Origin of the sequence: Streptomyces sp. NPDC050448 (genome assembly GCF_040655295.1) — a bacterium.
Lineage (GTDB): Bacteria > Actinomycetota > Actinomycetes > Streptomycetales > Streptomycetaceae > Streptomyces.
On sequence record NZ_JBFAJR010000003.1, the window covers coordinates 173,172 to 195,236 of the forward strand.

Genomic DNA, 22,065 nt, shown 5'->3' on the forward strand with positions numbered 1-22,065 from the left:
CCAGGAGAAACGCTTTGCCTACCTCCCTTGCCGAGGCGCGGAACAACGCGCAGGACGACGTCGACACGATGGTGATCGACGAGTTCCGGAAGTCGTCCGACATCCTCGACCGCCTCACCTTCGACAACGTCGTGTCGCCGACCGGCGGCGACACCCTCACCTACGGATACCGGCGCCTGATCACGCAGCGCTCGGCCGACTTCCGCGCGCTCAATTCGGAGTACACCCCGGCTGAGGTCCAGACGCAGCGCTACACCGTCGATCTCGTTCCGCTCGGCGGCTCGTTCCAGATCGACCGGGTGATCGCCCGCATCGGGCCGGCCGCCTCGGGCGCCGTCACTCTCAATATGCAGCAGCTCATCAAGGCATCGCGGGCGCGGTTCGCCGATGCCGTGATCAACGGCGATAAGGCCGTCGAGACGAACGGGTTCGACGGTCTCTCGAAGATCCTCACCGGTAGCTCGACCGAGTACCTGCCGCTCGCGAACGGCGTCGCCGCCGGGTTCCTCGACTGGACCGCGATCAACGACAAGGCCGCGGCGCTCGCCGCGCAGACCCACATCGACAACTGGCTCGCCGCCATGGATGACGCCCCCGATGTGATCTACGGCAACCGCAAGACCCTGTCGCTCTTCAAGCGGATTGCGGCATGGACCGAGCAGCTCGACAAGACGACCGACGCGTTCGGCCGTCCGGTCACCGCGTACAACGGCATCCCGTTGATCGACCTCAAGAGCAAGGCGGGGAGCAACGCCGATGTGATCGGCCTCGTGACCCGCGACCCGGACGGCGCGGGCGGGGGCGGGAACGTGACCGGTCTCGGCGACCTGTACGCCGTCCGGTACGGGCTCGACGGGTTCCACGGTGCCTCTGTCGGGGGCGGCTCGCCGCTCGTGAACACGTGGCTCCCCGAGTTCGACCGCTCCGGCGCCGTCAAGACCGGTGAAGTCGAAATGGGGCCGGTTGCCCCCGTTCTCAAGGCGACGAAGGCCGCCGCGGTACTGCGCAACATCAAGAGCGCGTGATGCCCGTGATCATGCGCATCACGGCCCCGGTCACCGACTTCACCGGCGACGGGCCCGGCGGGATTCCCTTCGTCGACGGCATCGCGACCACGAGCGATCCGGCCGTGATCGGCTACTGCCAGGGGGCCGGCTACACGGTCGAGCCCCTCGGCGACGATCCGCCGGATACCGAGCAGCACAGCGAGCAGGACGGCCCGGCCGACACCACGTCGACGGGCCGTTCTGCTGCCCGCAGCAAGAGGGGGTGATCGTGGCCCGCCAGCCCTACGCGACCCCCGAGCAGCTCGCCGCATGGACCGGGCAACCGGCCCCCGCGGACGCCGAACGGCTCCTCGCACGGGCCGGCGAGGACATCGACTCGGCCCTGCTCACCGCGATCTACCCCGTCGACGAGGACGGCGACCCCCTCGACCCCGAGGTGCGCGCCGCCCTCGCCAACGCCACCTGTGCGCAGGTCGAGCATCAGCTCGCCGGCGGCGATGACGGGACCGGCGCCGGCGGACTCTGGGACTCGGTCAGCATCGGCCCAGTGAGCCTGTCGGGGCGCAGCTCGCGCACCGCGGCGGCCGGCGTCGAGCTCGCTCCGCGCGCCGACCGGGCGCTGCGCCGCGCGGGTCTGACCCCGGGGCGGGTGATCGGATGGTGAGCCGTATCCCCGAGGTGCTGCTGCGCCACCGCATCACGATCGAGCCGTACCTCGGCGAGTCCGCGTATGGGCCCCGCTACGGCGCCCCAGTCCCCGCCGTGCCCGCCCTCATCTCGCCCGCCGTCCGCATGGTGCGCACGCCCGACGGGCGCGAGGTCACCAGTAGCGCGCAGGTCATCGCCGCGCCCGATCTCGACTGTCCGCCCGGATCGCGGGTCACCCTGCCTGACGGCCGGACGGCGACCGCGCTCTCGATCACCCGCCACAGCGCCCCGGGCCTGCCCGTACCGGCCTGCTCGGAGGTGATGTGCGAATGAGCCGTGCCCGCCTGCGCTGGAACGGCGACGCCGCCACCGCCGCGATCAAGCAGGCCGCCGCCCGCGGACTGCTGCTCAGTGCCGAGCACGTGCTCGGGGCGAGCAGGCAGCGCGTACCGATCGCCGAGGGCACCCTCGAACGCTCCGGCGCGACCTCGGTCGACGAGGCCACCATGACGGCCGCCGTCAGCTACGACACCCCGTACGCCGCGCGGGTCCACGAGGACATGACCGCCCGGCACTCCCCCGGCCGCTCCGCGAAGTACGTCGAGTCGGTACTGCCCGAGACCGCCGGCGAGGTGCAGGCCCTGATCGCCGCGCAGATCCGGCGGGCGCTGCGCTCATGACCTACACCGTCGACCTGCTCGACGGTCTCGCCCGCCTGCTGCACGAGCAGGGGGTCGGCATCTACCGCCCCGACGGCGTGTACGCCGCGGGCGAGACCGCGATCACCATCGCCGCACTTCCCCCCGTTCCCGACCGCGTGATCTGCCTCGCCGCCTACCCGGTCACCGACTCCCCCGTGCTCACCGACACGACCACCGGGGTTCAGGCGCGCACCCGCGCGGGGGCCGACCCCCGCGAGGTCGACGCCCTCGACGACCAGGTGCACGAGGTGCTGCACGCGTCCGGACCGCACCGCTTCGGCGCCGTCCCCGTGCAACTCGTCTACCGCGTCTCGGCCGCCCCGATCGGCGCCGACTCGGCCGGCCGCTGGGAGCGCTCCGCCAACTTCCACGTTCGCGCCCATCGGGCGCACCCCCACCTCGAATAAGGAGGCGCCCACTTGAGTACCCCGACGCCCCCGGCCGAGACCGTAACCGCGCTCGCCCGCCGCTACCGCCTTGAGCTGGACATGGGCACGACGCCCGGCACCCCGATTTGGACCCTCGTTCCGGGAGTCACCGAGTTCACGCCGAAGATCGAACCGACGCAGCAGGAGGTGACGACCTACGACGCCGAGGGGTGGAGCGAGCAGGCCGTGACCATGCTCGCGTGGTCGATCGAGACCACGATCGCCCACCGCGCGCACCCCGTGACCGGCAAGTTCAACAGCGCCCAAGAGGCCCTGCGCAAGGCATCCCGCAGCTTCGGCGCTAAGTCGTACGTGAGCGTCCGCTACTTCGACCGCAACGGCGCCGACGACGCGCAGCAGGGCCTCGCCCTGGTGACGTGGGAACCGGATGGGGGCGGCCCCGACGAGGTCGACACGATCAAGGTCACCTTGACCGGATCGGGCCCGCTCGCCGAGATCACCAATCCCGCGGCCGGTGGCGGAACCTTCGCTGCCAAGGGGGGTGACGCGTAGTGGCGTTCGAGGAACTCGGCGAACTGCTCGACGAGTCGATCGAGCTGCCCGTCGCCGGCCGCCTCTACACCGTGCCCGCGCCGTCGGCCGAGATCGGCCTGCGGACACAGGCACTCATCCATGCCGCCGCGGTCGCCGCGGACGGCGGGCGCGCCGACGAACAGGTGCTCGGCGACGCCGCCGAGCGCGACCTCTACCGCGACGTACTCGGCCCCGCTCACGACGAGATGATCGCCGACGGCGTGAAGTGGCCGACCCTCAAACACTGCGCGATCACCGCCATGGTGTGGATCGCGCAGGACAAGACGGCCGCGGAACGTTACTGGACCGCGGCCGGCGACCCTTCTCGACTGGCCCCGAACCGGGCGGCCCGCCGGCACCAGTCGGGTGCGGCGAGTTCGACGCCGAGTCGGGGCTCTACGAGTGGTACGAGTACCCGCCCGGCGCCCGCCCGCGGCGCGGGCAAGAAGGCCCGCAAGCGTCACTGACTTGGGCGGCGATCCTCGCCGAGTGGCCGCTCGTCGAGGCTGATCTGCACGAGGTCTACGGCATCGACGTAGGCGACCCCGGGCTGCTGCAAGCCCGTTCCTGGCGATGGCTGCGCGTACGCATCCTCGCTCTTCTCTCGGCCGAGTCTCGCCTCGCCCGGGTGCTCACCCCTCCGCCCGATGCCTCCCCGACGGGAGGTGCACCCGCCAGGAGGTGAGCCCGTGGCCCTCATGGTGGGCGAGCTCGCCGCCACGATCACGATCGACGACTCGGGCGCAGATGCCGGAATGGCGCGCGCCCGCGCCGCGGTGCAGGCGGGCGGCGACCAGATCGCCGCCTCGGCCGATCAGGCAGGGCAGGAAGCGGGCGACGCCCTCGGCGACGGTCTCGCCGAGGGCGCGGCCGACGGCGGCGAGCGCGCGTCCTCCGGCATGGGGGCCGCGCTGAAAGGTTTCGCCGCCGCCGCGGTAGGCGGGGCGATCGGTACCGCGCTCATGGGCGGCATCGCCGAAGCCATGGACCGCGGCAAGGTCGCCGGCAAGCTGCAAGCGCAGCTCGGCACCTCGGGCCCGGTGGCCAAGGAATACGGCAAGGTCGCCGGCGCCCTCTACTCAGGCGCCATCGTCGAGAGCGTCGCCGACGGCGCCGACATCTTGAAGGGGATCGCGCAGCAGGGTCTGCTGCCGCCCGAGGCGACGCAGGGCCAGATCAAGCAGATGGCGACCCGCGTCGCTGATACAGCCTCGGTCATGGGCGAGGACGTCGGCAAGGTGTCCCGCGCCGTCGGCGTGATGCTGAAATCCGGCATCGCGAAGAACGCCGAAGAAGCAATGGACGTGCTCGTAAAGGGCAGTCAGTCGGGCACCAATGCGGCCGAGGATTTGCTCGACACCTTCGCCGAATACCCCACGCAGTTCCGAGACTTGGGGCTCGACGCCCAGACAGCAATGGGCCTCATGCAGCAGGGCCTGCAAGGCGGCGCACGCGACGCCGATACGGTCGCGGACGCGCTGAAAGAGTTCGCGATCCGCTCGAAGGACATGAGCAAGGGAAGCGTAGAGGCTTTCCAGTCCATCGGGCTCAACGCGGACGTAATGGCGAAGACGTTCACCAAGGGTGGACCGGAAGCCTCGAAAGCCCTCGGGGAAGTCCTTACCCGCATCAAGGCAATCAAGGACCCCGCCGAGCGAAATGCGACGGCCGTCGCGCTATTCGGAACCAAGGCCGAGGATCTACAGCAAGCCCTTTTCAAGCTCGACCCGAAAACCGCCGTCGCCGCCCTCGGCAATGTCAAGGGCGCGACGGATGCGGCGGGCGACGCAATGCGAGACAATGCCGCGACGAAATTCGAGGCATTCAAGCGGGCGGCGATCGACAAAGTCGTAACTGTACTCGGGAACAACGTCGTTCCCGCGCTCGAAACGGCGGCCGACTGGATCGGCGAGGGTGGCCTCGGCGGCGCGCTGCGCGCGTCGGTCGGGTGGATCGGCGAGCACTCGACGGCGCTCTCGATCGCCGCCGGCGTGATCACGGTCCTGATGATCCCGACGCTCGTCGCGCTCGGCATCACCGCATGGACAACCACCACGGCCGTTGTCACCGGTTGGGCCACGCAGACCGCGGCCGGCGCCGTTGCAGCAGCGAGGTTCGTCGCGCTCAACATCATGATGTTGGCGGGGTGGGTGTCTCAGGGCGCGGGCGCGGCTGCTGCCGCGCTGCGCGTGGTCGGCGCGTGGGTGCTCATGGGCACGCAGAGCCTGATTCAAGGCGCCCGCATGGCCGCTGCCTGGCTTATCGCCATGGGCCCGGTAGGGCTCATCATCGCCGCCGTGGTCGGCATCGTTGCGCTTGTCGTCGCCAACTGGGACACGATCGTTTCGGCGACGTCGGCCGCTTGGGATTGGGTGTGGGGCAAGCTCAAGTGGGTCGGTCAGATGATCCTCGATTTCTTCCTGAACTGGACGCTAGTCGGGCTGATCATCAAGCACTGGGATGCCATCAAGAGCGGGACCGTATCCGCCTGGAATGCCACCGTTGAATGGGTCCGCGGCATCCCGGGCCGCATCGTTGATTTCTTCCTGAACTGGACGCTCGTCGGGCTGATTATCAAGCACTGGGATTCGATCAAGTCGGGCACCGTGCGCAAGGCCGGTGAAATGCTCGATTGGGTGCGAGGTTTGCCCGGAATGATCGCCGGATACTTCGGCAATTTCGGCTCGATGCTCTACGACAGTGGCCGTGATCTGATCTACGGATTGTGGAACGGCATCCGGGGCATGGGCAGTTGGCTGCGGTCAACCCTGATGTCTTGGGCCAAGAATCTCATTCCGGGGCCCATTGCAAAGGCGCTCGGAATTCACTCTCCGAGTCGCCTCATGCGCGACAAGATCGGAAAGTTTATCCCCGCGGGAATCGTCGAGGGCATCAAAGCGGGCGCCCCCGCGATCGACCGCACCATGCGCAGCCTCGTCCCGGTACCCGCCGGCCCGCAGTTCGCCACCGCAGGCGCACCCGGCAACGGCGCGCGCTCGGGCGGGGGTTGGGGCGGTCCGGCCGTCCACATCGAGAACTGGAACGCAGGCAGCGCGACCGCGGATCAGACCGCGGCGGCGCTCGCCTGGCACGCCAAGGGCAGGGGGTGACCGATGGCTGCGGGCGACCGCGTCGCCGTCCCCGGACACGTCCAGTTCGGTGACGAGCTGCTGCTCGGCCCCGGCACCGCCTACCGGTGGCGGACCCTCGACGGCTGGGAGGACTCCCCCGCCCTCGACTCGGGCACGGTTCCCCGGTCGGATGCGCACGGCGCCTACCTCGGCCGGCTGCTCGCACAGCCGCGGACGATCACGATCGACGACGTCGTGATCCGTACAGAGCCGCGCCGGATGGGCGCCGCCGTGCGCACCCTGCGCGCGGCGACCGCGCTCCGCGACGACGAGCAGCCGCTCGTCGTGCAGCTCGACGACGAGCCGCCCCTGCTCTCCTTCGCCCGCTGCCTACGCCGCTCGGTCCCCGTCCAAGTGGGCGGGTACGCGATCGGCATCGTGCAGGGGGCGGCGCTCCAATTCGAGGCGACCGACCCGCGCCGGTACAGCCTCGTCGAGCAGCAGGCCGAGACCGGTCTACCGTCGGCCGAGCCTGGCCTCGACTGGCAGGTGTCCCCGGGGCCGGAACGGCTGCTCTACCCCGTCCAGTTCGGAAGCCCTGGCAGTACGGGGTCGCTGCTCGCCGTCAACGAGGGCGACGCCCCGAGCCATCCCGTGATCTCGATCCGTGGCCCGGTCTCCCTTCCGTCCGTGACCAACCTCGCCACGGGCGAGGCGGTCGAGTACGACATCGACCTCGCGCTCGACGACGAGCTGCTCGCCGACACCCGCGAGGGCACGGTCACCCTGAACGGGACCGCGGCGCGGCTATACACCGCGACCGCCCGCAGTGCCCCCGAGAACCTGTTCGTCCTCGCCCCCGGCACGACCTCGCTCCTGTTCCGGGCGGCGCCCGGATCAACCGACCCCCGCGCCTCGTGCTCGCTGCGATGGCGCTCCGCCTACTGGTAAGGAGGTACCGACGTGACCGTGCGCGCCGGATGGCTGCTCCCCGCAGGCCAGACCCGCGAAGACACCCGCCTCGTGCCGCTCGGCACGATGGCGCCCGAGTCCGCGATGACCTCCCGCGACGGCGTGATCGCCGGCGGAACCGCGCTCGCCGCAACGGGCATCGCCGCCATGCAAGTACAGCTCGCCGTCGGCCGCGCCCTCGTGCAGGGCACCGACGCGCAAGGGGCCTACCCCGTCGCCGTCACCGCGCCCGAGACCCTCACCGTCGCCGACGGACACGCGCAGTTCGGGCGCATCGACGCCGTGGTGCTGCGCGTCCTCGACTCCTCGTACGACATCAACGGGCAGACCCTCGCCCGCGCCGAGATCATCCAAGGCGCCGCGACCTCGCCCCCCGTCGCCCCGACCCTGCCCGCCGCCGCGCTGCGGCTGTGGGAGATCACGGTTCCCGCCGGCACCTCGGCCGGTACCGGCGGGATCACCTGGGCCTCGGCGCTCGCCGACCGCCGCCGCTACACCTCGTCGTACGCGGGGATCATCCCCCGCGGATGGGGACTCGGCTTTTCCGGCTCGTACCCGGGCCAGTACCGCGACAACGGGACCGGCCTCGACCGGTGGGACGGCGCAGCGTGGCAGCCCCTCGAACCCACCGTCGGGTGGACACCGCTCACCCTCGCCTCGGGCTACACCAACAACGGCAACGCGCAGGGCGACATCAAGTACCGGCGGATCACCGTCGCCGGCGTCCCCTTCCTACAGCTGAGAGGCGGCGTCTCGTGGGCGACCTCGGGCTCGCCGCCGAACACCGGGAACCTGCTCACCGCAGTGCTGCCGGCAAACTGCCGCCCCGCCGCCCTCACATCCGTACCGATCGCAGCAGGCGGCGCAGCGATCAAACTCGACGCGCAGACCAGCGGGCAGCTACGGCTCATCTCCAGCGCGGGACTGACCACGTGGGCCGCCCTCTCCGGGGTGCAGTACCCCCTCGACGCGTAAAGGGGGTGATCGTCTGATCGCCCCCGCGTACCGGGTCGTCCTGTGCGACCTGCGCACCGATCAGGTGCTCGACATCCTGCCCGTGAGCGACGTCTCGCTCGACGACTACATAGGCAAGATCGGCTCGGCCGCCGCGACCGTGCCCCTGCCGAACCGGCAGATCGCCGCCCGCGTCCGCGATGCCCTCGACCTCGGCCGTACCGCGATGTGGATCGAGCGAGGCCCTGACATCTGGTGGGGCGGAATCCCGTGGACAGCCAACCTCACGAGCAGCGAGCGCGGCGACCTCGGGCTGCGGATTCAGGCCGGAGGGTGGGCATCCTACCTCGACCACCGCGCCATTTTCGACACGCAGCAGGCCACCGCGGTTGATCAGTTCGACATCGTCCGGGGCCTGATCGACTACAGCGCGAGTCTGGCCGGCGGCGACATCGGCATCGAGTACGACGCCGAGCAGCTCTCGGGGGTCCTGCGCGACCGTACGTACCGCCGCTACGACCAGCCGCGCATACGCGAGGTCATCGACCAACTCGCCGCGGTCGAGGGTGGGTTCGAGTGGCGGATCGCGAGCTACCGCGACACGGGCAGCGGCCGGCGGATCAAGCAGTTGCAGCTCGGGGCGCCCGTGATCCGTACGGGCGAGTCCGAGATCGTCCTCGACCACCCCGGGCCGATCCTCTCCTACGACTGGCCCATCGACGCGACCGTGCGCGCCAACGTCTGGCAGAGCAGGGGAGCGTCAGACAACAGGAACCAAACCGCCGAGTCCCTGCCGATGATGACCGAGCTGCTCGTCGACGACGACCAGCTCGACGCCGGATGGCCGCGCCTCGACGGGACCTCGGATTACACCACCGTGACCGACCCCGCGACGCTCGCCGCGCACGCCCGCGCCGACCTCGCCGCCGCGCTCACCCCGCGGCCGATTCCCGAGCTGACGGTCGTCCTCGACCGCGTCCCGCTCTCGCCCGCGCTGCTCGGCGCAACCGTCCGCGTACGCATCCGGGATCTGTGGTGGGCCGAAGGGCTCGACCAGCGGTACCGCGTCGTCGGCCTCGCCATCAGTCCACCCCTACGCGGCCGGCCCGAGACCGCGAAACTCTTCCTGGAGGCCGCCTAGTGGCAGCAATCCCCCTCGACCTGCTCGACCGCATCCGCGAACTCGAACGCAAGGTTCGCGAACTCACCGGCCGCGCCAACATGCGCCCCGCCCTCGATCAGATCCTGCACGGCGACATCACCATCGGCGAGGGCGGACAGCTCATCGCCCAGACGCCCGAGGGCGTCGCGACTTTCAAGGTCGGCCAGACCCCACAAGGTGACTGGGGCGTGTTCGTCCGTCGGGCCTCCGGAACCCGGGCCCTTACGGTCGGCGACGACGTCCTCGAAGAGGATCAGATGATCCGCATCTGGAGCCGCGACAAAGAGCGCCCGACCCCAATCCTCATGGATGACGCGTTCTCCGACCGTTTCCTCGGCCGGCCCATGCTGCCGATGCAGCTCCACCCCACCGAGCGGCAGAACACCCCTCAGACCACCTATCAACCGGCGTGGTGGGGGTCAGGGCCGGCAACGCACGCGGTCGCCGAGATCGAGCTGTACACCTACGCCAACACCGGCGGCGGGCAGGTCAAGGTCACCATGAAGCCCGAGGGCGGAACCGCGATCACGGTCGCCGAGTACGACTGTCCGGCCGGCACGTGGACCAACAAGTTCATTACGCAGCCCATGCACGACGTCGAGTTCATGCAATGGGTCGAGTGGACGGTCGAGCACCGCAACAAGGAAGCAGGCCGGGACATCGAGACCCGCCTCTACTCGGCGCTTTACCGCCACACCTACACCCCCGACGAGGCCCCCCGCGTGCCGACCCGCACCCCGACGGCCGCAGCCACCGCACAACAGGGCACGGGCCCCGCGGTGAGCGAGACGACGCCGGCCGAACCCAAGCTGCTCGACTCCGTGCGCACCACATCAGGGCTGCGCACGATCGACGACTAAGGAGGGTCCTGCCCTGCTGCCCCCGTCCATACCCACCGTGACCGTGCGCGGTCGCTTCCTCGCCCCCGACGGCACGCCGCTGTCGGGGGCGCTCGTCTTCCGGGCACCCGCGACCCTGACCTTTCCGCAGGCCGACGTCATCCTCGGCGGGCCCGTATCCGTTCCGCTCGACGCGCAGGGCTCGATCGAGGTCACCCTGCCCGCCACCGACGCCCCCGACATGGACCCGACCGGGTGGGCGTACATCGTGACCGAGCAGCTGTCGGGCATCCCCGTAGGCCGCTCGTACAACGCGCTGTTGCCCCGGGCGCAGCCCGAGGTCGACCTCGCCGACATCGCCCCCACCGACCCCGCGAAACCGAACTACGTCGGAGTACCGGGGCCCGTCGGTCCGCAGGGCGTACCGGGCACCCCCGGATCGCGGATCTACAGCGGCGCCGCCGCGCCCGCGGCCGGCCTCGGCGTCGACGGCGACCTCTACGTGCGCTACGAGACCTCGACCGTCCTCGGCGTCACCTCGACGACCGTCTCGACATGGCAGCGCACCGCCGGAGCATGGGTGCAGCTCGGCGGCGACGTCCGCGGCGCCGCTTGGTACGTGAACACGACGAGCACGCCGAGCACCGGCACCCGGCCGGGCGACATGCTGCTGCGCACCGATACCGGCGACGTGTGGCAGCGCGGCGCAAGCGGGTGGGGGAGCGCCGTCGGCAATCTCCGCGGACCGAAGGGAGACACGGGCGCCACGGGCTCGACTGGCGCCACCGGTCCGGGCGGCGTCGTCCAGTCCGTCAACGGCAAGAGCGCCGCCTCGATCACCCTCAGCGCCGCGGACGTTGGCGCCCTCGCCACCACCGCGGCGGGCGCGCCGTCCGGCGTCGCCACGCTCGGCGCCGACGGCAAGGTGCCCGCCGCGCAGCTCCCCGCCGCGGGCGGGGGCGCCGTCGATTCCGTCAACTCGAAAACCGGCGTCGTCGTGCTCACCGCGGCGGACGTCGGCGCACTCGACCAGACCGCGGCCGATGCCCGGTACGCGCAGACCTCGGCGACCGTCCTACTCGCCGGCACGCAGACGATCAGCGGTGCCAAGACGTTCAGCAGCATCCCGTCAAGCTCGGCCGCGCCGACCACCGCGAACCACCTCGCGCGCAAGTCGTACGTTGACGCGCTCGGGGGCGGCGAGTGGCTCCCTTCCGATCACGGTCTGCTCACGTGGGCATTCGATCCCGCGCTCGGGCAGTCAACCGCCCTGTACCCCGGTAGCGGACCGATCCGGGTAACCGCCGTCATCCTGCGAGTCCCGGTCACCGTGACCCAGATCTGCTGGTTCGCCACCGGCTACGCGGGCGGACTCACCACCGGGTCATGGGCCGCGATCTACGACTCGGCCGGTACCCGCGTAGCCGCAACCGGCGACATGTCCACCGCCACGTACGAGCCGGCCGAGGTCCACACCGCGGGCGGAGCGACGATCAGCTCGCCCCTGACCGCGTCCTACGCGGCGCCCGCCGGCGTCTACTACGTCGCCTCGCGCTGGCAGTACAACACGACCACCGGCGACGGGCCGATGCTCCTCGCCTCGGAAAGCGGCGCGGGCGCCCCGCCCAATCAGTTCGGGCAGACCACCGTGCGCCGCTTCGGCGTCTACACCGCCGGCGCCGCCACGGCCCCCGCAACGATCACCGTCGCCTCGATGGAGAACGGCGCCAATCGCTTCTGGGTCGCGTTGTCCTAACTCCCTTTCCTCGTAAGCCCCGTGCCGCTTCGGCCGGGGCTTTTTCATGTCTGGAGACACCACACATGGCAGTCCCTTTCAGCCCTGACCGACTCGTCTCGATCCTGCGCGCCGAGGGCGTGCGCGTCGTCGAGGTCGACGAGTGGCGCACCCACAACCGCAACCACCGCGGCGCCTTCGGACCGATCAACGGCGTGATGATCCACCACACGGTGAGCTCGGGTACCGAGTCGTCGGTACGGCTCTGCTACGACGGATACGACGAGCTGCCCGGTCCGCTGTGTCACGGCGTGATCGCCAAGGACGGGACCGTTTACCTGATCAGCTCGGGCCGCGCGAACCATGCAGGGGGCGGCGACGGCCGCGTGCTCGCCGCGGTCGTCGCCGAGCAGTCCCTGCCCGCAACGAGCAAGCACGAGGGCGCGTCGGGGGCGGTCGACGGTAACGCCCACTTCTACGGGTTCGAGTGCGTCAACCTCGGCGACGGTGCCGACCCGTGGCCGGCCGAGCAGCTCGACGCGATCGAGCGGACCTCGGCGGCGATCTGCCGCGCGTACGGATGGTCGGCCGCATCCGTCATCGGCCACAAGGAGTGGAGCGACTGGAAGAGCGACCCGCGCGGCTGGTCCATGGACGACATGCGCGAGCGGATCGACCGCCGCCTCGGCCGCGCGCCCGAGCAGCCCAAGCCCACCGAGCCCCCGGGCCCGCAGTTCGCGCCGTTCCCCGGCGTCGCGTGGTTCAAGCAGAACCCCCGCTCGCCCCTCATCACCGCAATGGGGCGCCGACTCGTCGCCGTCGGGTGCAGCCGCTACTCGCAGGGACCGGGCCCCCAGTGGACGGAGTCCGATCGCCAGTCCTACGCCGCATGGCAGCGGCACCTCGGCTACTCCGGCGACGACGCCGACGGATGGCCCGGCCCGTCCTCGTGGGCAGCGCTCAAGGTCCCCAAGATCTAACCCCCGCCCATGGCCCGCCCGCAACCGCGGGCGGGCCGTCCCCACCCTGTGGAAAAGGAATCACCCATGACCGACGCAACCCGCCGCACCGTACGGACCGTCGTGCAGACCGTGCTCGCCCTCGCCGCCGGCCTGCCCCTGATCATCGACGCTGCGGGCATCCCGCAGACCGCCGCCGGCGTCGGCGTCGCCCTCGCCGTCGCCGGTGGCGTAACCCGCGTCATGGCGCTGCCCGTGGTCGAGGCACTGCTGCCCGCGTGGCTGCGCGCCGCCCCGAACGCCGACGCCGAGCTGCTCGCCCTCGACCGCAAGACCAGCGGGCGCCCGTGACCGACCCATCCCCGTCCGACGTCGCCCTCGAACTGGAACGGCTGCGCGGCGTCGTCGAGGCCGGTTTCGCCCGCATCGACGGATCGCTCGCACTGCTCGTGCAGCGATCCGACCAAGTCGACCGGCAGCTCGCCGACCACGAGGCCCGCCTCGACGCGCTCGAAAAGACCCGATGGCCGCTCCCGAGCGTCCTCGCCGTGGTTGCCGTGATCGGCCTCGCCCTCACCCTCTGGCAGACCGCCGCCCACTGAACACAGCGCGCCCCCGCCCCGGCCTCGTGCCGGTGGCGGGGGCGCCTTTTCTCGTTCCGGAGACAGGCGAGAGGGCCCTCGACGGTGCACTCGTCGAGGGCCCCCTGCTCGGGATCACCGTGTGCGCGATCTACACGACCGCGTGCACGGGAGGTGCTCCCCTTCCACCGCCGCCCGCCCCCGCGAGGGAGGCGCTATCCGGGCGGGCGGCGTGGTCTGTGCCGCGCGGTTTGGCGTGGCGCCCGCGCGGCGCTGGTGGCGAGATCCACGGGGCGGGCGGCGCCCCGTACCTCGGGGCCTGCGGCGCCTCAGCCCTCGGAGCGGCTGACGCCTCAACCCTCGGCAGGGGCGGCGCCTCGACCCTCGGAGCGGGCGGCGCTTCGGCCTTCGGAGCGGGCGGCGCCTCGACGAATACGACGACAGGTTCTTTCCAGCAGTAGCAGCGGTATCGCTTTCCGGGGCGGCTCGGCGCGGGGGTGACTGCTCGCTGCGCGCTCGGGAGCGAGGCCCACACCGCTGTGAGGGCGAGCAGACCGAGGCTTGCGCCGATCGAGATCGCGCCGACGAGTACAGGGTCGAGACTCATTCGGCCGCCTCACTCACTGCGCCGCGGTCGCAGACGAACAGGCCGAGCAGCTCACCCAGTTCGAAAACGAGGCCCCGGGCGTCGCCCTGGGGCACCTCGCAGATCGGGGTGCGGTTGCGGTCGATCAGCCATACGGCCGGCGTCCCGCTGGCATCTCCCGGCCGGAGTACGGCACCGATGTTCGGCTCGCTCCTCACGCCGCCCCCTCGTAGCCGATGCTGAACCCGAAGCGCTTCGTACCTGCGGCGCCGTTGGAGTCGACGTCCCATCGGTCTGCGAATCTCGACATGAGGAAGAGTCCTCGCCCGTTTTCTGCTCCCCACGGCGGCGCAATGCGTGGCACCCGCGGCAGCCAACCGGGGCGGTCGTCGTTCACCCAAACGGTGACGCTGTCCGAGCCCAGGGACACGTCCACCGTGATCAGGTTGGTACGCGTGTGCAGGTAGGCATTCGTGACCACCTCGGACACGCACAGCCGGAGCTGATCGACGATGTCCTCGTGCCCAAAGGCGACCACCAGAACGGCCACCAGGTCGCGAAGGATCTTCGGTGTCGTCGCGGCATGAGGCGCGACGAGCCTGTAGCTAACGCCCAGGTCGGGCGGCGGTGCGGGGGGTAAAGCGCTAGTGATCATTTCTTCGTCTCCCAACGCGGTCGAGCGCGCGTCGCTTGCTGCGCGTGGCGATGGCCGCCCCCGGGGTGACGACGCGTCAAGGCGCGTGTCAGCGGCTGCACTTCGCGTTTTGACTGCGTGCGACGCGGTGCTGCCAGGACCATAGGGTAAAAGGTTGGACCGGTACAACCCTGTACCCCTAGCAACCTTTGCGGGTGGACCCGTGACGCCGCAACCGGCAAACTCAGGTAGGACAAGGGGAAGGGACACATGCCGCCGAGGGACAATCCGACCGCCCGACAGATCCGCTTGGGCGCTGAGCTGCGGAAGCTGCGCGAGCGCGCCGGCATGACCGCGCGAGATGCCGGCGGCTTGCTCTCCACCGATGCAGCCAGGATCAGCAACATCGAGGCCGGCCGCCTCGGGATCAGCGACGAGCGCATTCGAAGGCTGTTCACGTTCTACCAATGCGACGATGACGCCCTACTCGCCGCCCTGTGCGCCATCGCCGCAGAGCGCCGAGGAACGCACTGGTGGGACGACTACCGCGGCATTCTCGCCCCCGGCTTCCTCGACATCGCCGAACTCGAACACCATGCGGTCGGCCTCCAATGCCTCCAGCCGATGACGTTTCCCGGCGTCTTGCAGACCGACGACTACGCGCGCGCCCTGTTCGCAGGCGTCATCCCGCAGGTACCGAGGGAAGAGGTAGACGCCCGAGTCGAGCACCGCATGAAGCGCCGCGCGATCTTCGATCGCGACGCGCCACTGCGATTCGAGGCGATCGTGCACGAGGCAGCACTGCGAATGAGGGTCGGCGGCCGGAAGGTCGCCCGGGATCAGCTCGAATACCTGCTGCAAGCGTCCGAACAAGAGTGGATCACACTCCGAGTGATCCCCTTCACGGCCGATGACTTCATCGAGGTCACACAAACCGTGATGTATGCGACCGGAGCGGTCCCGCAGCTTGACACCGTTCATATCGACACGCCTTTCGGCGGTCGCTTCCTGGACACAGCCGCAGACCTCGACCGGTATAGAGCCCTGCTCAACTTCGCCGAGCAGACCTCACTCGACCCCGACGAGTCGCGAAGTTTCATTCACCACATCGCAAGAGAACTGTGAGAAATCAGGGATGAACAGCGAATTCAACTGGCAGAAGTCGAGCTTCTCCGGGGGCGGCGGCGAGCAGTGCCTGCACGTCGCCAAGCACGAGGGCGAGATCCTGCTCTGCGAGAGTGACGACCCGGCGAGCATCATCACCACGTCACCCGAGAAGCTCGCAGCGTTCATCGCGGGTGTGAAGGCTGGCGAGTTCGACCACTTCGTCAACTAGCCCGTACCGGCACCCTCGGCGCCGCAAGCGCTTCCAACCCCCCACCTGACCAGGGCCGGGGGGTTTTTGCATATGCCAGTCTGCATGTTTGTACCGGTCCACCCTTGCAACCTCATTATACGTGGCGCTACGGTCTCACTGCGTCACCACAGCAGGGGCGGATTCGCCGCCCGTACCGCGGCTGACGTGGCACAACTCTGCCCGTAGCTGTACCCGTTGGGCAAAGTTCTCCCCGAGGTTGCACCCTGCCCGCCGTTCCAACACTGGCCCGGCAGAGTGCAACCAAGATGCCGTGGCAGGGAGGTACGAATGCAGGTGCTACGCCGTCACCCGGCCGCCAAGGGTCCAAGGTTGCAGGTGTGGACCGACCACGACCACGCCGTTGGGATGGGCGTTGTTATCGAGCGGGTGCGCTACAAGCGCGCGGGTGGACCGGTCGAGGTGCGCGCGCCGTTGCAGGTGGTCGCGAACCCCCGAGCCGCGGTTCGGGCCCTGCGTGTGGATATCCGCGGTGCCCACGTCTTCACCTTGACTCGCCACGAGATAGCGCGCGCACTCGAATGGGTCGATGGAAGCGGATGGTTGCAAGCGGTCTCCGCCCTTTACCGCGGCGAGGCAACCGGCTTCACGATCATTCTGCGGGACGGGACGTGTGCCGAGTGGCGGGTTCGGCCCGTCCGATTTCTCTCGCTCACCCCCGCGCATTCCGCCGACTGTGAGGTTCAGCCACAGCAAAAGCGACGGGAATTGAGCACATGAGTACCACGATCATCACGGAACACCCGGGCTGGCACGAGACCCCGGGCGGCGAGCCCGTACGCGTCGTCGAGCACCAGGGTGCCGCATGGCTCGCCCACTGGGAGCGCGAGCGCGAGCACCTGCTGCTGCGCCCCCTCGACGCCGACGCCGACGAGCAGCCCCCCGTCGCCTACACGTCCGCGGTCGACCTGCCCACGGCCGCCGAGGGGGCGCTGCTCCTCGACGAGTTGGTGTCTCTCGGCACGGTCGCACGGCTTACGAACCCCTCACTCTGGGACGCGATCACGACCGCCCTGCTCCGGCAGGTGGTGACCGCCACGCAGGCACGGAAGCGTCACCACGCCTACTACACCGCGTACGGACGCACCTTCGATACTCCGGCCGGCCCCCTACCTGTGGCCCCGGTACCCGCGCTCGTCCTCCAAATCTCCGATGACGGGTTCGCCGAGGTCGGCGCCAAATTCAGCCGCAAGGGGCTACGCGCCGCAGCGCGTGCCTACCTCGACCGCGGCGACCACTGGGCCACCCTCGACGCCGAAAGCCTCATCAAAGAACTCGTCGAGGTCCCGTACATCGGCCCATGGACCGCGGCAGCAGCCGCGGCCGACTTCACCGGTGACCACTCCGTTTACCCGCACGCCGACCTCGCCGTGCGCACGTGGGCCCGCCGCGCCGCCCCCGGCCTCACCCTGCCGAGCGCCGAGCGCGAGTTCGAGGCCCTGTGGCACCAATGGGCCCCTGCCCGCAGCCAACTGCACGCCCTGACCCTGTTCACTCTCACGTGGGGGGCCCATGCCGGTACCTACTCATGAACTGATCGTCGCCCCGTTCCTCGATCAGTTCCTCGTGTTACGCCCGGGGGACGCGAGAGGCGTCAAGATCAAGGGGCATCACTACCTCGAACTACGCCAGAGCGCCGAAGACAGCAGCCCCATCCCCACATGGCTGCACACCGCCGCGCTTAAGCAGTGGGGCCTCGACCTCGGCGGAAATCTGTCGAGCAGCGCCCTACTGGTGCGCGACTACTCCCCCCACGGGCACGGCCGCGCCTCGTACGAGGTCAACAACGGATGCAACTGGGCGTGCGATCACTGCATCTACGGCGACAAGAGGCACGAGGGTCTGCCCTGGGAGCCGCGGCAGAAACTGCTGCACATCCTGCGCGACGCCGGCGTGCTGTGGATCGAGCTCGGCGGCGGCGAGTGCACCATCGACCGCCATTTTCCCGAGACGTACGAGCTCGCCTACGACCTCGGCATGATGGTGGAGATCCTCACCAACGGCTCGACGCTGTTCCGGCCGCGCGTGCTCGACCTGCTCACTGCCCGCCGTCCGTACCGCGTCACCATGAGCGTCTACGGGGCCACCGAAGCAACGTTCGACGGGTTCACCCGGCGCCGCGGCGCGTTCAAGAAGTTCATGCGCGGACTATCCGCCGCGCGCGAGGCTGGCCTGCCGCTGTCCCTCAGCGTGGTCATCACACGGGAGAACGCGCACGAGGCCCCCGCCATGCGCGCACTCGCCGCGCAGTACGCGCCCCGCGTTCGCGAGTACAGCCACATGTCGCCGAGCTTCGCCGGCGGCGCCGAGCCTCTCGCGCTACAGGCCCCCGAATACCTGAACCCCCGTACCCCCTTCACCGGATGCGACGCCGGCCACACGTCATTGAACGTGTCCCCGATCGGCCTGGCGAGCGTCTGCAAAATCTCCCGCGACCACACGATTCCGCTGCTGCGGGACGGGGTCGCGGGTCTGTCCCGGCTCGGAGGTTTCGCCGACCAAGCACTACAGCGTCAGGGCGGCTGCACCGGGTGCAGCCTCCAAAAGAGCTGCACCACCTGTATGCCGCTCGTGAAGCTGCACCGCAAGGCCGACTCGCCTCTGAACCGCTACTGCCAACACGCCTGAAGGGAGGTGAACCCATGAGCATTGCTGTCGCCGTACAGATCACCAAGCGGCCGGCCGTCGACGATGAGATCGAATTCGTCGACGACCTCGACGCCGTCGCCGGCAACGAGGTGATGCGCGGCTGCGGGGAGGACAACCCCTACTAGGCCGCCACACCACACCGGGGCCGCCCGCACTGCGCGGGCGGCCCCGGCACCGTTTCAGCCCTACACTCCCGCCGTGGTGACCATGAGAATGCACTGGGAAGACCTACCGACCGCCACCCGCGACGCTGTCGCCGCCCGCACCGGGCCGATCTATGCGGCCTCGACCGCCGACGGCGGACTGAACAGCGAGATCGCCGCCACCCTCGACACCCGCGCCGGCCGCATCTTCGTCAAGGGGCTGCGCCGCGATCACCCTCGCGTGTGGACACAGAAGCGCGAAGCCACCATCAACCCGTACGTCGCCCCGCTCGCGCCCCGCCTGCTCTGGACCATCGAAGTCGACGAGTGGAACCTGCTCGGGTTCGAGCACCTCGACGGCCGCCCTGCCGACTACCGCCCCGGAACGAACGACCTCCCCCTCGTCGCCGAGGCGATCATCACCCTTTCCACCGTGCGCGCCCCCGCCGACATCGAGCTCAAGCAGATCGAGCAGCGGCTCGCCGACTACGTCGACAACCCCGACGACGCCGCACTGCTCCGAGGCGACACGCTGCTACACACCGACTGGACACCCGACAACGTCCTGATCGTCAACGACGCCGCCCGCGTGATCGACTGGGCATGGCCCACCCGCGGCGCCGCATGGATCGACGCAGCCTGTTGGGTCGTCTGGCTCGTGGCCGCCGGCCACACGCCCGCAGACGCCGAGCTATGGGCAGCCAAGACCCCCGCATGGGCCACCGCAACCGCCCGCGCACTCGACGTCTTCGCCACGGCACAGAAGCGTCTATGGGCCAGCATCGCGGCCGACTCGCCCGAGGTCCCATGGAAACAATCCCTCGCCGCAGCCGCGGAGCAATGGGCCAGCTACCGCCGCCGGTGACCGACCCGCTCATAGGCACGCCCACATGACTCCGCCCGCCGGCGCAGGATGCGCTCGGCGGGCGGAGTCATGTTCAGCGGCGGGCGCCGGTCAGGCGTCGAGCACCTGGCCCTCGCGCTTGACGACCGGCGGTTCCGTCGACCACGGAAACTCGATCCAATCGTCGGTCTTCTTCCACACGTACTCGCACTTCACGAGGCTGTGCGACTTCTCGTAGATGACCGCGGACCGCACTTCGGCGACGTGCCCGAGGCAGAAGTCGTGGACGAGCTTGAGCGTCTTGCCGGTGTCGGCGACGTCGTCGGCGATCAGCACCTTTTTGTCGGTGAAGTCGATCGCCTCGGGAACAGGTGCCAACATAACGGGCATTTCAAGAGTGGTGCCCACTCCTGTGTAAAATTCAACATTCACGAGGTGAATGTTTTTGCAGTCCAGCGCATACGCCAGACCGCCGGCCACGAACACGCCGCCGCGGGCGATGCTCAGGATGATGTCGGGCTCGTACCCATCGTCGGCAATCGTCTGCGCGAGCTCGCGCACCGCCCGACCAAAGCCCTCGTAGTTCAGAGTCTCGCGTACGTCAGTCACAGCGTTCAGTGTCCTTCGCAGCCCTCAGAGCCGCACTCGGGTGATTCAGATGCGGCCGGCCGGGCGGCGCGCACCGGCACACCGACGGGCGGAAACGGGGCGACGGGTTGACCTGCGAGAAACGGCTCGCTGCACCCGCCCGTGTGATTTACTCGGGACAACCAACGTGGTCCCGAGTTCATCCCGGTGATCACTACACGAGGTCGCGCTCGGGACAACCAGCGTGGTCCCGACACCCGTGTAGAACTCGACGTTCACCAGGTGGATGTTCTTGCAGTCGAGCGCGTACGCCAGACCGCCGGCGACGAAGACGCCGCCGCGGGCGATGCTCAGGATGATGTCGGGCTCGTAGCCGTCGTCGGCGATGGTCTGCGCCAGCTCGCGGACGGCGCGTCCGAAGCCCTCGTAGTTCAGGTTCTCTCGTACTTCACTCATGCCTCGTGCCTCACCTGAGTGCGGTGGAAGTTCTGGAAGGAGCGCGAGGCCGTCGGACCGCGCTGGCCCTGGTACCGCGATCCGTACCGCTCGCTCCCGTACGGGAACTCGGCGGGCGAGCTGAGCCGGAACATGCACAGTTGCCCGATCTTCATCCCGGGCCACAGCTTGATCGGGAGGGTGGCGAGGTTCGACAGCTCGAGCGTGACGTGCCCCGAGAAGCCGGGGTCGATGAACCCGGCGGTCGAATGCGTCACCAGCCCCAGGCGGCCCAGGCTGGACTTCCCCTCCAGTCTGGAGGCGATGTCCTCGGGCAGCGAGATGACCTCGTACGTCGAGGCGAGTACGAACTCCCCCGGGTGCAGGATGAAGGCCTCGTCGCCTTCCGGCTCGACCATCCGGGTCAGGTCGGGCTGCTCGACCGCAGGATCGATGTGGGCGTAGCGGTGGTTCTCGAACACCCGGAAAAAGCGGTCGAGACGTACATCGATGCTGGAGGGCTGCACCATCGATTCCTCGAACGGGTCGATGCGAACCCGTCCGCTGTCGATCTCGGCCCGGATGTCTTTGTCAGAGAGAAGCACGTCCCGAGGATACGCAGTGCGCGCGGGCCACCCGCAATCGAGAGGGGAGCCCGCGCGCCTCTCCGCCTATCGCTTGACGGCGTTCCCGACCGGCACGGCATGCCTCAGCCGCGCACACCGCGGGCACCGCAGCAGCCGCCCGGGCCCGATCCGGCCGGCACCGAGGTGCTGCAGCGGGAACGAAGCGGTACTGAAAACGTGCCCTTCGGCACAACGGACGACGGTGTTCTCCATCGAGTCCCTTTCCCCAACCTGCCGTACTGCGACGAATCGCCACATTAGGGGATGATCGCGACCCGCTCCAGCTGCCACTCCAGCGGCCTTCGAGTGCCACTCCGCACCCGTACGTTACGCCCCAACTCCCGCCCCCACGAGCCTCCGTGCACCCCACACACGACGACGACCCCGCGGCCGATTCACCGGGGGTCGATCATGGGGTAGAGTGTGCAACGATACCGCTCCAGGCAACTGGAACGCTGTGCGGATGTAGTTTAATGGTAGAACATGAGCTTCCCAAGCTTATAGCGCGGGTTCGATTCCCGTCATCCGCTCCATTGCAAAGCCCCAGGTCGCAGACCTGGGGCTTGTTTGTTGTCTAGACCTCTCAGAGCCCGC

29 protein-coding genes and 1 tRNA gene are annotated in these 22,065 nt (G+C 69.3%); 25 read left to right on the top strand and 5 right to left on the bottom strand.

Annotation, left to right across the window (positions count from 1 at the left end):
• Positions 1–14: 14 nt before the first annotated feature.
• From AB0I68_RS05710 to AB0I68_RS05790, 17 genes are all read left to right on the top strand, one after another.
• Positions 15–1,025, top strand: coding sequence for a major capsid protein (locus tag AB0I68_RS05710; RefSeq protein WP_363175914.1), 1,011 nt, complete (start codon positions 15–17; stop codon positions 1,023–1,025).
• Positions 1,025–1,273, top strand: coding sequence for a hypothetical protein (locus AB0I68_RS05715; protein WP_363175915.1), 249 nt, complete (start codon positions 1,025–1,027; stop codon positions 1,271–1,273). Before AB0I68_RS05710 ends, AB0I68_RS05715 begins: the two co-directional genes overlap by 1 nt.
• A gap of 2 nt (positions 1,274–1,275) precedes the next feature.
• Positions 1,276–1,671, top strand: coding sequence for a hypothetical protein (locus AB0I68_RS05720; protein ID WP_363175916.1), 396 nt, complete (start codon positions 1,276–1,278; stop codon positions 1,669–1,671).
• Positions 1,665–1,988, top strand: coding sequence for a hypothetical protein (locus tag AB0I68_RS05725; protein ID WP_363175917.1), 324 nt, complete (start codon positions 1,665–1,667; stop codon positions 1,986–1,988). The genes AB0I68_RS05720 and AB0I68_RS05725 overlap by 7 nt, the downstream gene beginning before the upstream one ends.
• The gene (locus tag AB0I68_RS05730; RefSeq protein WP_363175918.1) at positions 1,985–2,335 is read left to right on the top strand and encodes a hypothetical protein; all 351 of its coding nucleotides are present in this window, start codon (positions 1,985–1,987) and stop codon (positions 2,333–2,335) included. Before AB0I68_RS05725 ends, AB0I68_RS05730 begins: the two co-directional genes overlap by 4 nt.
• A complete protein-coding gene (locus AB0I68_RS05735) occupies positions 2,332–2,763 on the top strand; it encodes a minor capsid protein (RefSeq protein ID WP_363175919.1) in 432 nt (143 codons plus the stop codon). Before AB0I68_RS05730 ends, AB0I68_RS05735 begins: the two co-directional genes overlap by 4 nt.
• 12 nt (positions 2,764–2,775) lie before the next feature.
• Positions 2,776–3,297 carry a hypothetical protein gene (locus AB0I68_RS05740; RefSeq protein WP_363175920.1) on the top strand — a complete coding sequence of 174 codons (522 nt, stop codon included), beginning with the start codon at positions 2,776–2,778 and terminating at the stop codon, positions 3,295–3,297.
• The gene (locus AB0I68_RS05745) at positions 3,297–3,785 is read left to right on the top strand and encodes a hypothetical protein (RefSeq protein WP_363175921.1); all 489 of its coding nucleotides are present in this window, start codon (positions 3,297–3,299) and stop codon (positions 3,783–3,785) included. Before AB0I68_RS05740 ends, AB0I68_RS05745 begins: the two co-directional genes overlap by 1 nt.
• Positions 3,786–4,016: 231 nt before the next feature.
• Complete coding sequence (locus AB0I68_RS05750; RefSeq protein WP_363176113.1) at positions 4,017–6,428, top strand: phage tail tape measure protein; 2,412 nt, start codon at positions 4,017–4,019, stop codon at positions 6,426–6,428.
• Between the two features lie 3 nt (positions 6,429–6,431).
• Entirely contained in the window at positions 6,432–7,340 is a 909-nt protein-coding gene (locus AB0I68_RS05755) for a hypothetical protein (RefSeq protein ID WP_363175922.1), read from the top strand.
• A gap of 12 nt (positions 7,341–7,352) precedes the next feature.
• Positions 7,353–8,336 (top strand): hypothetical protein, encoded by a 984-nt coding sequence (locus AB0I68_RS05760; protein ID WP_363175923.1) that lies wholly within the window; start codon positions 7,353–7,355, stop codon positions 8,334–8,336.
• An 82-nt stretch (positions 8,337–8,418) separates the two neighbouring features.
• Positions 8,419–9,456 carry a hypothetical protein gene (locus tag AB0I68_RS05765; protein ID WP_363175924.1) on the top strand — a complete coding sequence of 346 codons (1,038 nt, stop codon included), beginning with the start codon at positions 8,419–8,421 and terminating at the stop codon, positions 9,454–9,456.
• Entirely contained in the window at positions 9,456–10,337 is an 882-nt protein-coding gene (locus tag AB0I68_RS05770; RefSeq protein ID WP_363175925.1) for a hypothetical protein, read from the top strand. Before AB0I68_RS05765 ends, AB0I68_RS05770 begins: the two co-directional genes overlap by 1 nt.
• 37 nt (positions 10,338–10,374) lie before the next feature.
• Positions 10,375–12,072, top strand: coding sequence for a hypothetical protein (locus AB0I68_RS05775; RefSeq protein ID WP_363175926.1), 1,698 nt, complete (start codon positions 10,375–10,377; stop codon positions 12,070–12,072).
• A gap of 65 nt (positions 12,073–12,137) precedes the next feature.
• The gene (locus AB0I68_RS05780; RefSeq protein WP_363175927.1) at positions 12,138–13,031 is read left to right on the top strand and encodes a peptidoglycan-binding protein; all 894 of its coding nucleotides are present in this window, start codon (positions 12,138–12,140) and stop codon (positions 13,029–13,031) included.
• Between the two features lie 66 nt (positions 13,032–13,097).
• Positions 13,098–13,361 carry a hypothetical protein gene (locus AB0I68_RS05785; RefSeq protein ID WP_363175928.1) on the top strand — a complete coding sequence of 88 codons (264 nt, stop codon included), beginning with the start codon at positions 13,098–13,100 and terminating at the stop codon, positions 13,359–13,361.
• Positions 13,358–13,612: a hypothetical protein gene (locus tag AB0I68_RS05790; protein ID WP_363175929.1), complete on the top strand. Its 255-nt coding sequence runs from the start codon at positions 13,358–13,360 to the stop codon at positions 13,610–13,612. The genes AB0I68_RS05785 and AB0I68_RS05790 overlap by 4 nt, the downstream gene beginning before the upstream one ends.
• 582 nt (positions 13,613–14,194) lie before the next feature.
• On the opposite strand, the gene AB0I68_RS05795 is transcribed toward AB0I68_RS05790, so the two are convergent.
• Complete coding sequence (locus AB0I68_RS05795) at positions 14,195–14,395, bottom strand: hypothetical protein (RefSeq protein WP_363175930.1); 201 nt, start codon at positions 14,393–14,395, stop codon at positions 14,195–14,197.
• Positions 14,392–14,832 carry an ATP-binding protein gene (locus tag AB0I68_RS05800; protein ID WP_363175931.1) on the bottom strand — a complete coding sequence of 147 codons (441 nt, stop codon included), beginning with the start codon at positions 14,830–14,832 and terminating at the stop codon, positions 14,392–14,394. The genes AB0I68_RS05795 and AB0I68_RS05800 overlap by 4 nt, the downstream gene beginning before the upstream one ends.
• 249 nt (positions 14,833–15,081) lie before the next feature.
• Between AB0I68_RS05800 and AB0I68_RS05805 the strand changes: the two genes are divergently transcribed.
• The 7 genes from AB0I68_RS05805 (at position 15,082) to AB0I68_RS05835 (ending at position 19,843) form a co-directional block, all read left to right on the top strand.
• The gene (locus tag AB0I68_RS05805; RefSeq protein ID WP_363175932.1) at positions 15,082–15,936 is read left to right on the top strand and encodes a helix-turn-helix transcriptional regulator; all 855 of its coding nucleotides are present in this window, start codon (positions 15,082–15,084) and stop codon (positions 15,934–15,936) included.
• 10 nt (positions 15,937–15,946) lie between these two features.
• Positions 15,947–16,147 (top strand): DUF397 domain-containing protein, encoded by a 201-nt coding sequence (locus AB0I68_RS05810; protein ID WP_363175933.1) that lies wholly within the window; start codon positions 15,947–15,949, stop codon positions 16,145–16,147.
• 309 nt (positions 16,148–16,456) lie between these two features.
• A complete protein-coding gene (locus AB0I68_RS05815; RefSeq protein WP_363175934.1) occupies positions 16,457–16,906 on the top strand; it encodes a hypothetical protein in 450 nt (149 codons plus the stop codon).
• On the top strand, positions 16,903–17,718 hold the full coding sequence (locus tag AB0I68_RS05820; RefSeq protein ID WP_363175935.1) for a hypothetical protein: 816 nt from the start codon (positions 16,903–16,905) through the stop codon (positions 17,716–17,718). The genes AB0I68_RS05815 and AB0I68_RS05820 overlap by 4 nt, the downstream gene beginning before the upstream one ends.
• Positions 17,699–18,814 carry a radical SAM protein gene (locus tag AB0I68_RS05825; RefSeq protein ID WP_363175936.1) on the top strand — a complete coding sequence of 372 codons (1,116 nt, stop codon included), beginning with the start codon at positions 17,699–17,701 and terminating at the stop codon, positions 18,812–18,814. The genes AB0I68_RS05820 and AB0I68_RS05825 overlap by 20 nt, the downstream gene beginning before the upstream one ends.
• Positions 18,815–18,828: 14 nt before the next feature.
• Positions 18,829–18,960 (top strand): hypothetical protein, encoded by a 132-nt coding sequence (locus AB0I68_RS05830; RefSeq protein ID WP_277817323.1) that lies wholly within the window; start codon positions 18,829–18,831, stop codon positions 18,958–18,960.
• An 82-nt stretch (positions 18,961–19,042) separates the two neighbouring features.
• The gene (locus AB0I68_RS05835) at positions 19,043–19,843 is read left to right on the top strand and encodes an aminoglycoside phosphotransferase (RefSeq protein ID WP_363176114.1); all 801 of its coding nucleotides are present in this window, start codon (positions 19,043–19,045) and stop codon (positions 19,841–19,843) included.
• Positions 19,844–19,933: 90 nt separating this feature from the next.
• On the opposite strand, the gene AB0I68_RS05840 is transcribed toward AB0I68_RS05835, so the two are convergent.
• Genes AB0I68_RS05840 through dcd form a run of 3 tightly spaced genes read right to left on the bottom strand, consistent with a single transcriptional unit; the run spans position 19,934 to position 21,450 of the window.
• The gene (locus AB0I68_RS05840; protein WP_360633485.1) at positions 19,934–20,431 is read right to left on the bottom strand and encodes a phosphoribosyltransferase; all 498 of its coding nucleotides are present in this window, start codon (positions 20,429–20,431) and stop codon (positions 19,934–19,936) included.
• A gap of 45 nt (positions 20,432–20,476) precedes the next feature.
• Positions 20,477–20,866, bottom strand: coding sequence for a phosphoribosyltransferase family protein (locus AB0I68_RS05845; protein ID WP_363175937.1), 390 nt, complete (start codon positions 20,864–20,866; stop codon positions 20,477–20,479).
• Positions 20,863–21,450, bottom strand: a complete 588-nt coding sequence (gene dcd / locus AB0I68_RS05850) for a dCTP deaminase (RefSeq protein WP_266627206.1) — start codon at positions 21,448–21,450, stop codon at positions 20,863–20,865. Before dcd ends, AB0I68_RS05845 begins: the two co-directional genes overlap by 4 nt.
• 480 nt (positions 21,451–21,930) lie before the next feature.
• Here dcd and AB0I68_RS05855 point away from each other — a divergent pair.
• A tRNA-Gly gene (locus AB0I68_RS05855) sits at positions 21,931–22,004 on the top strand.
• Positions 22,005–22,065 lie beyond the last annotated feature (61 nt).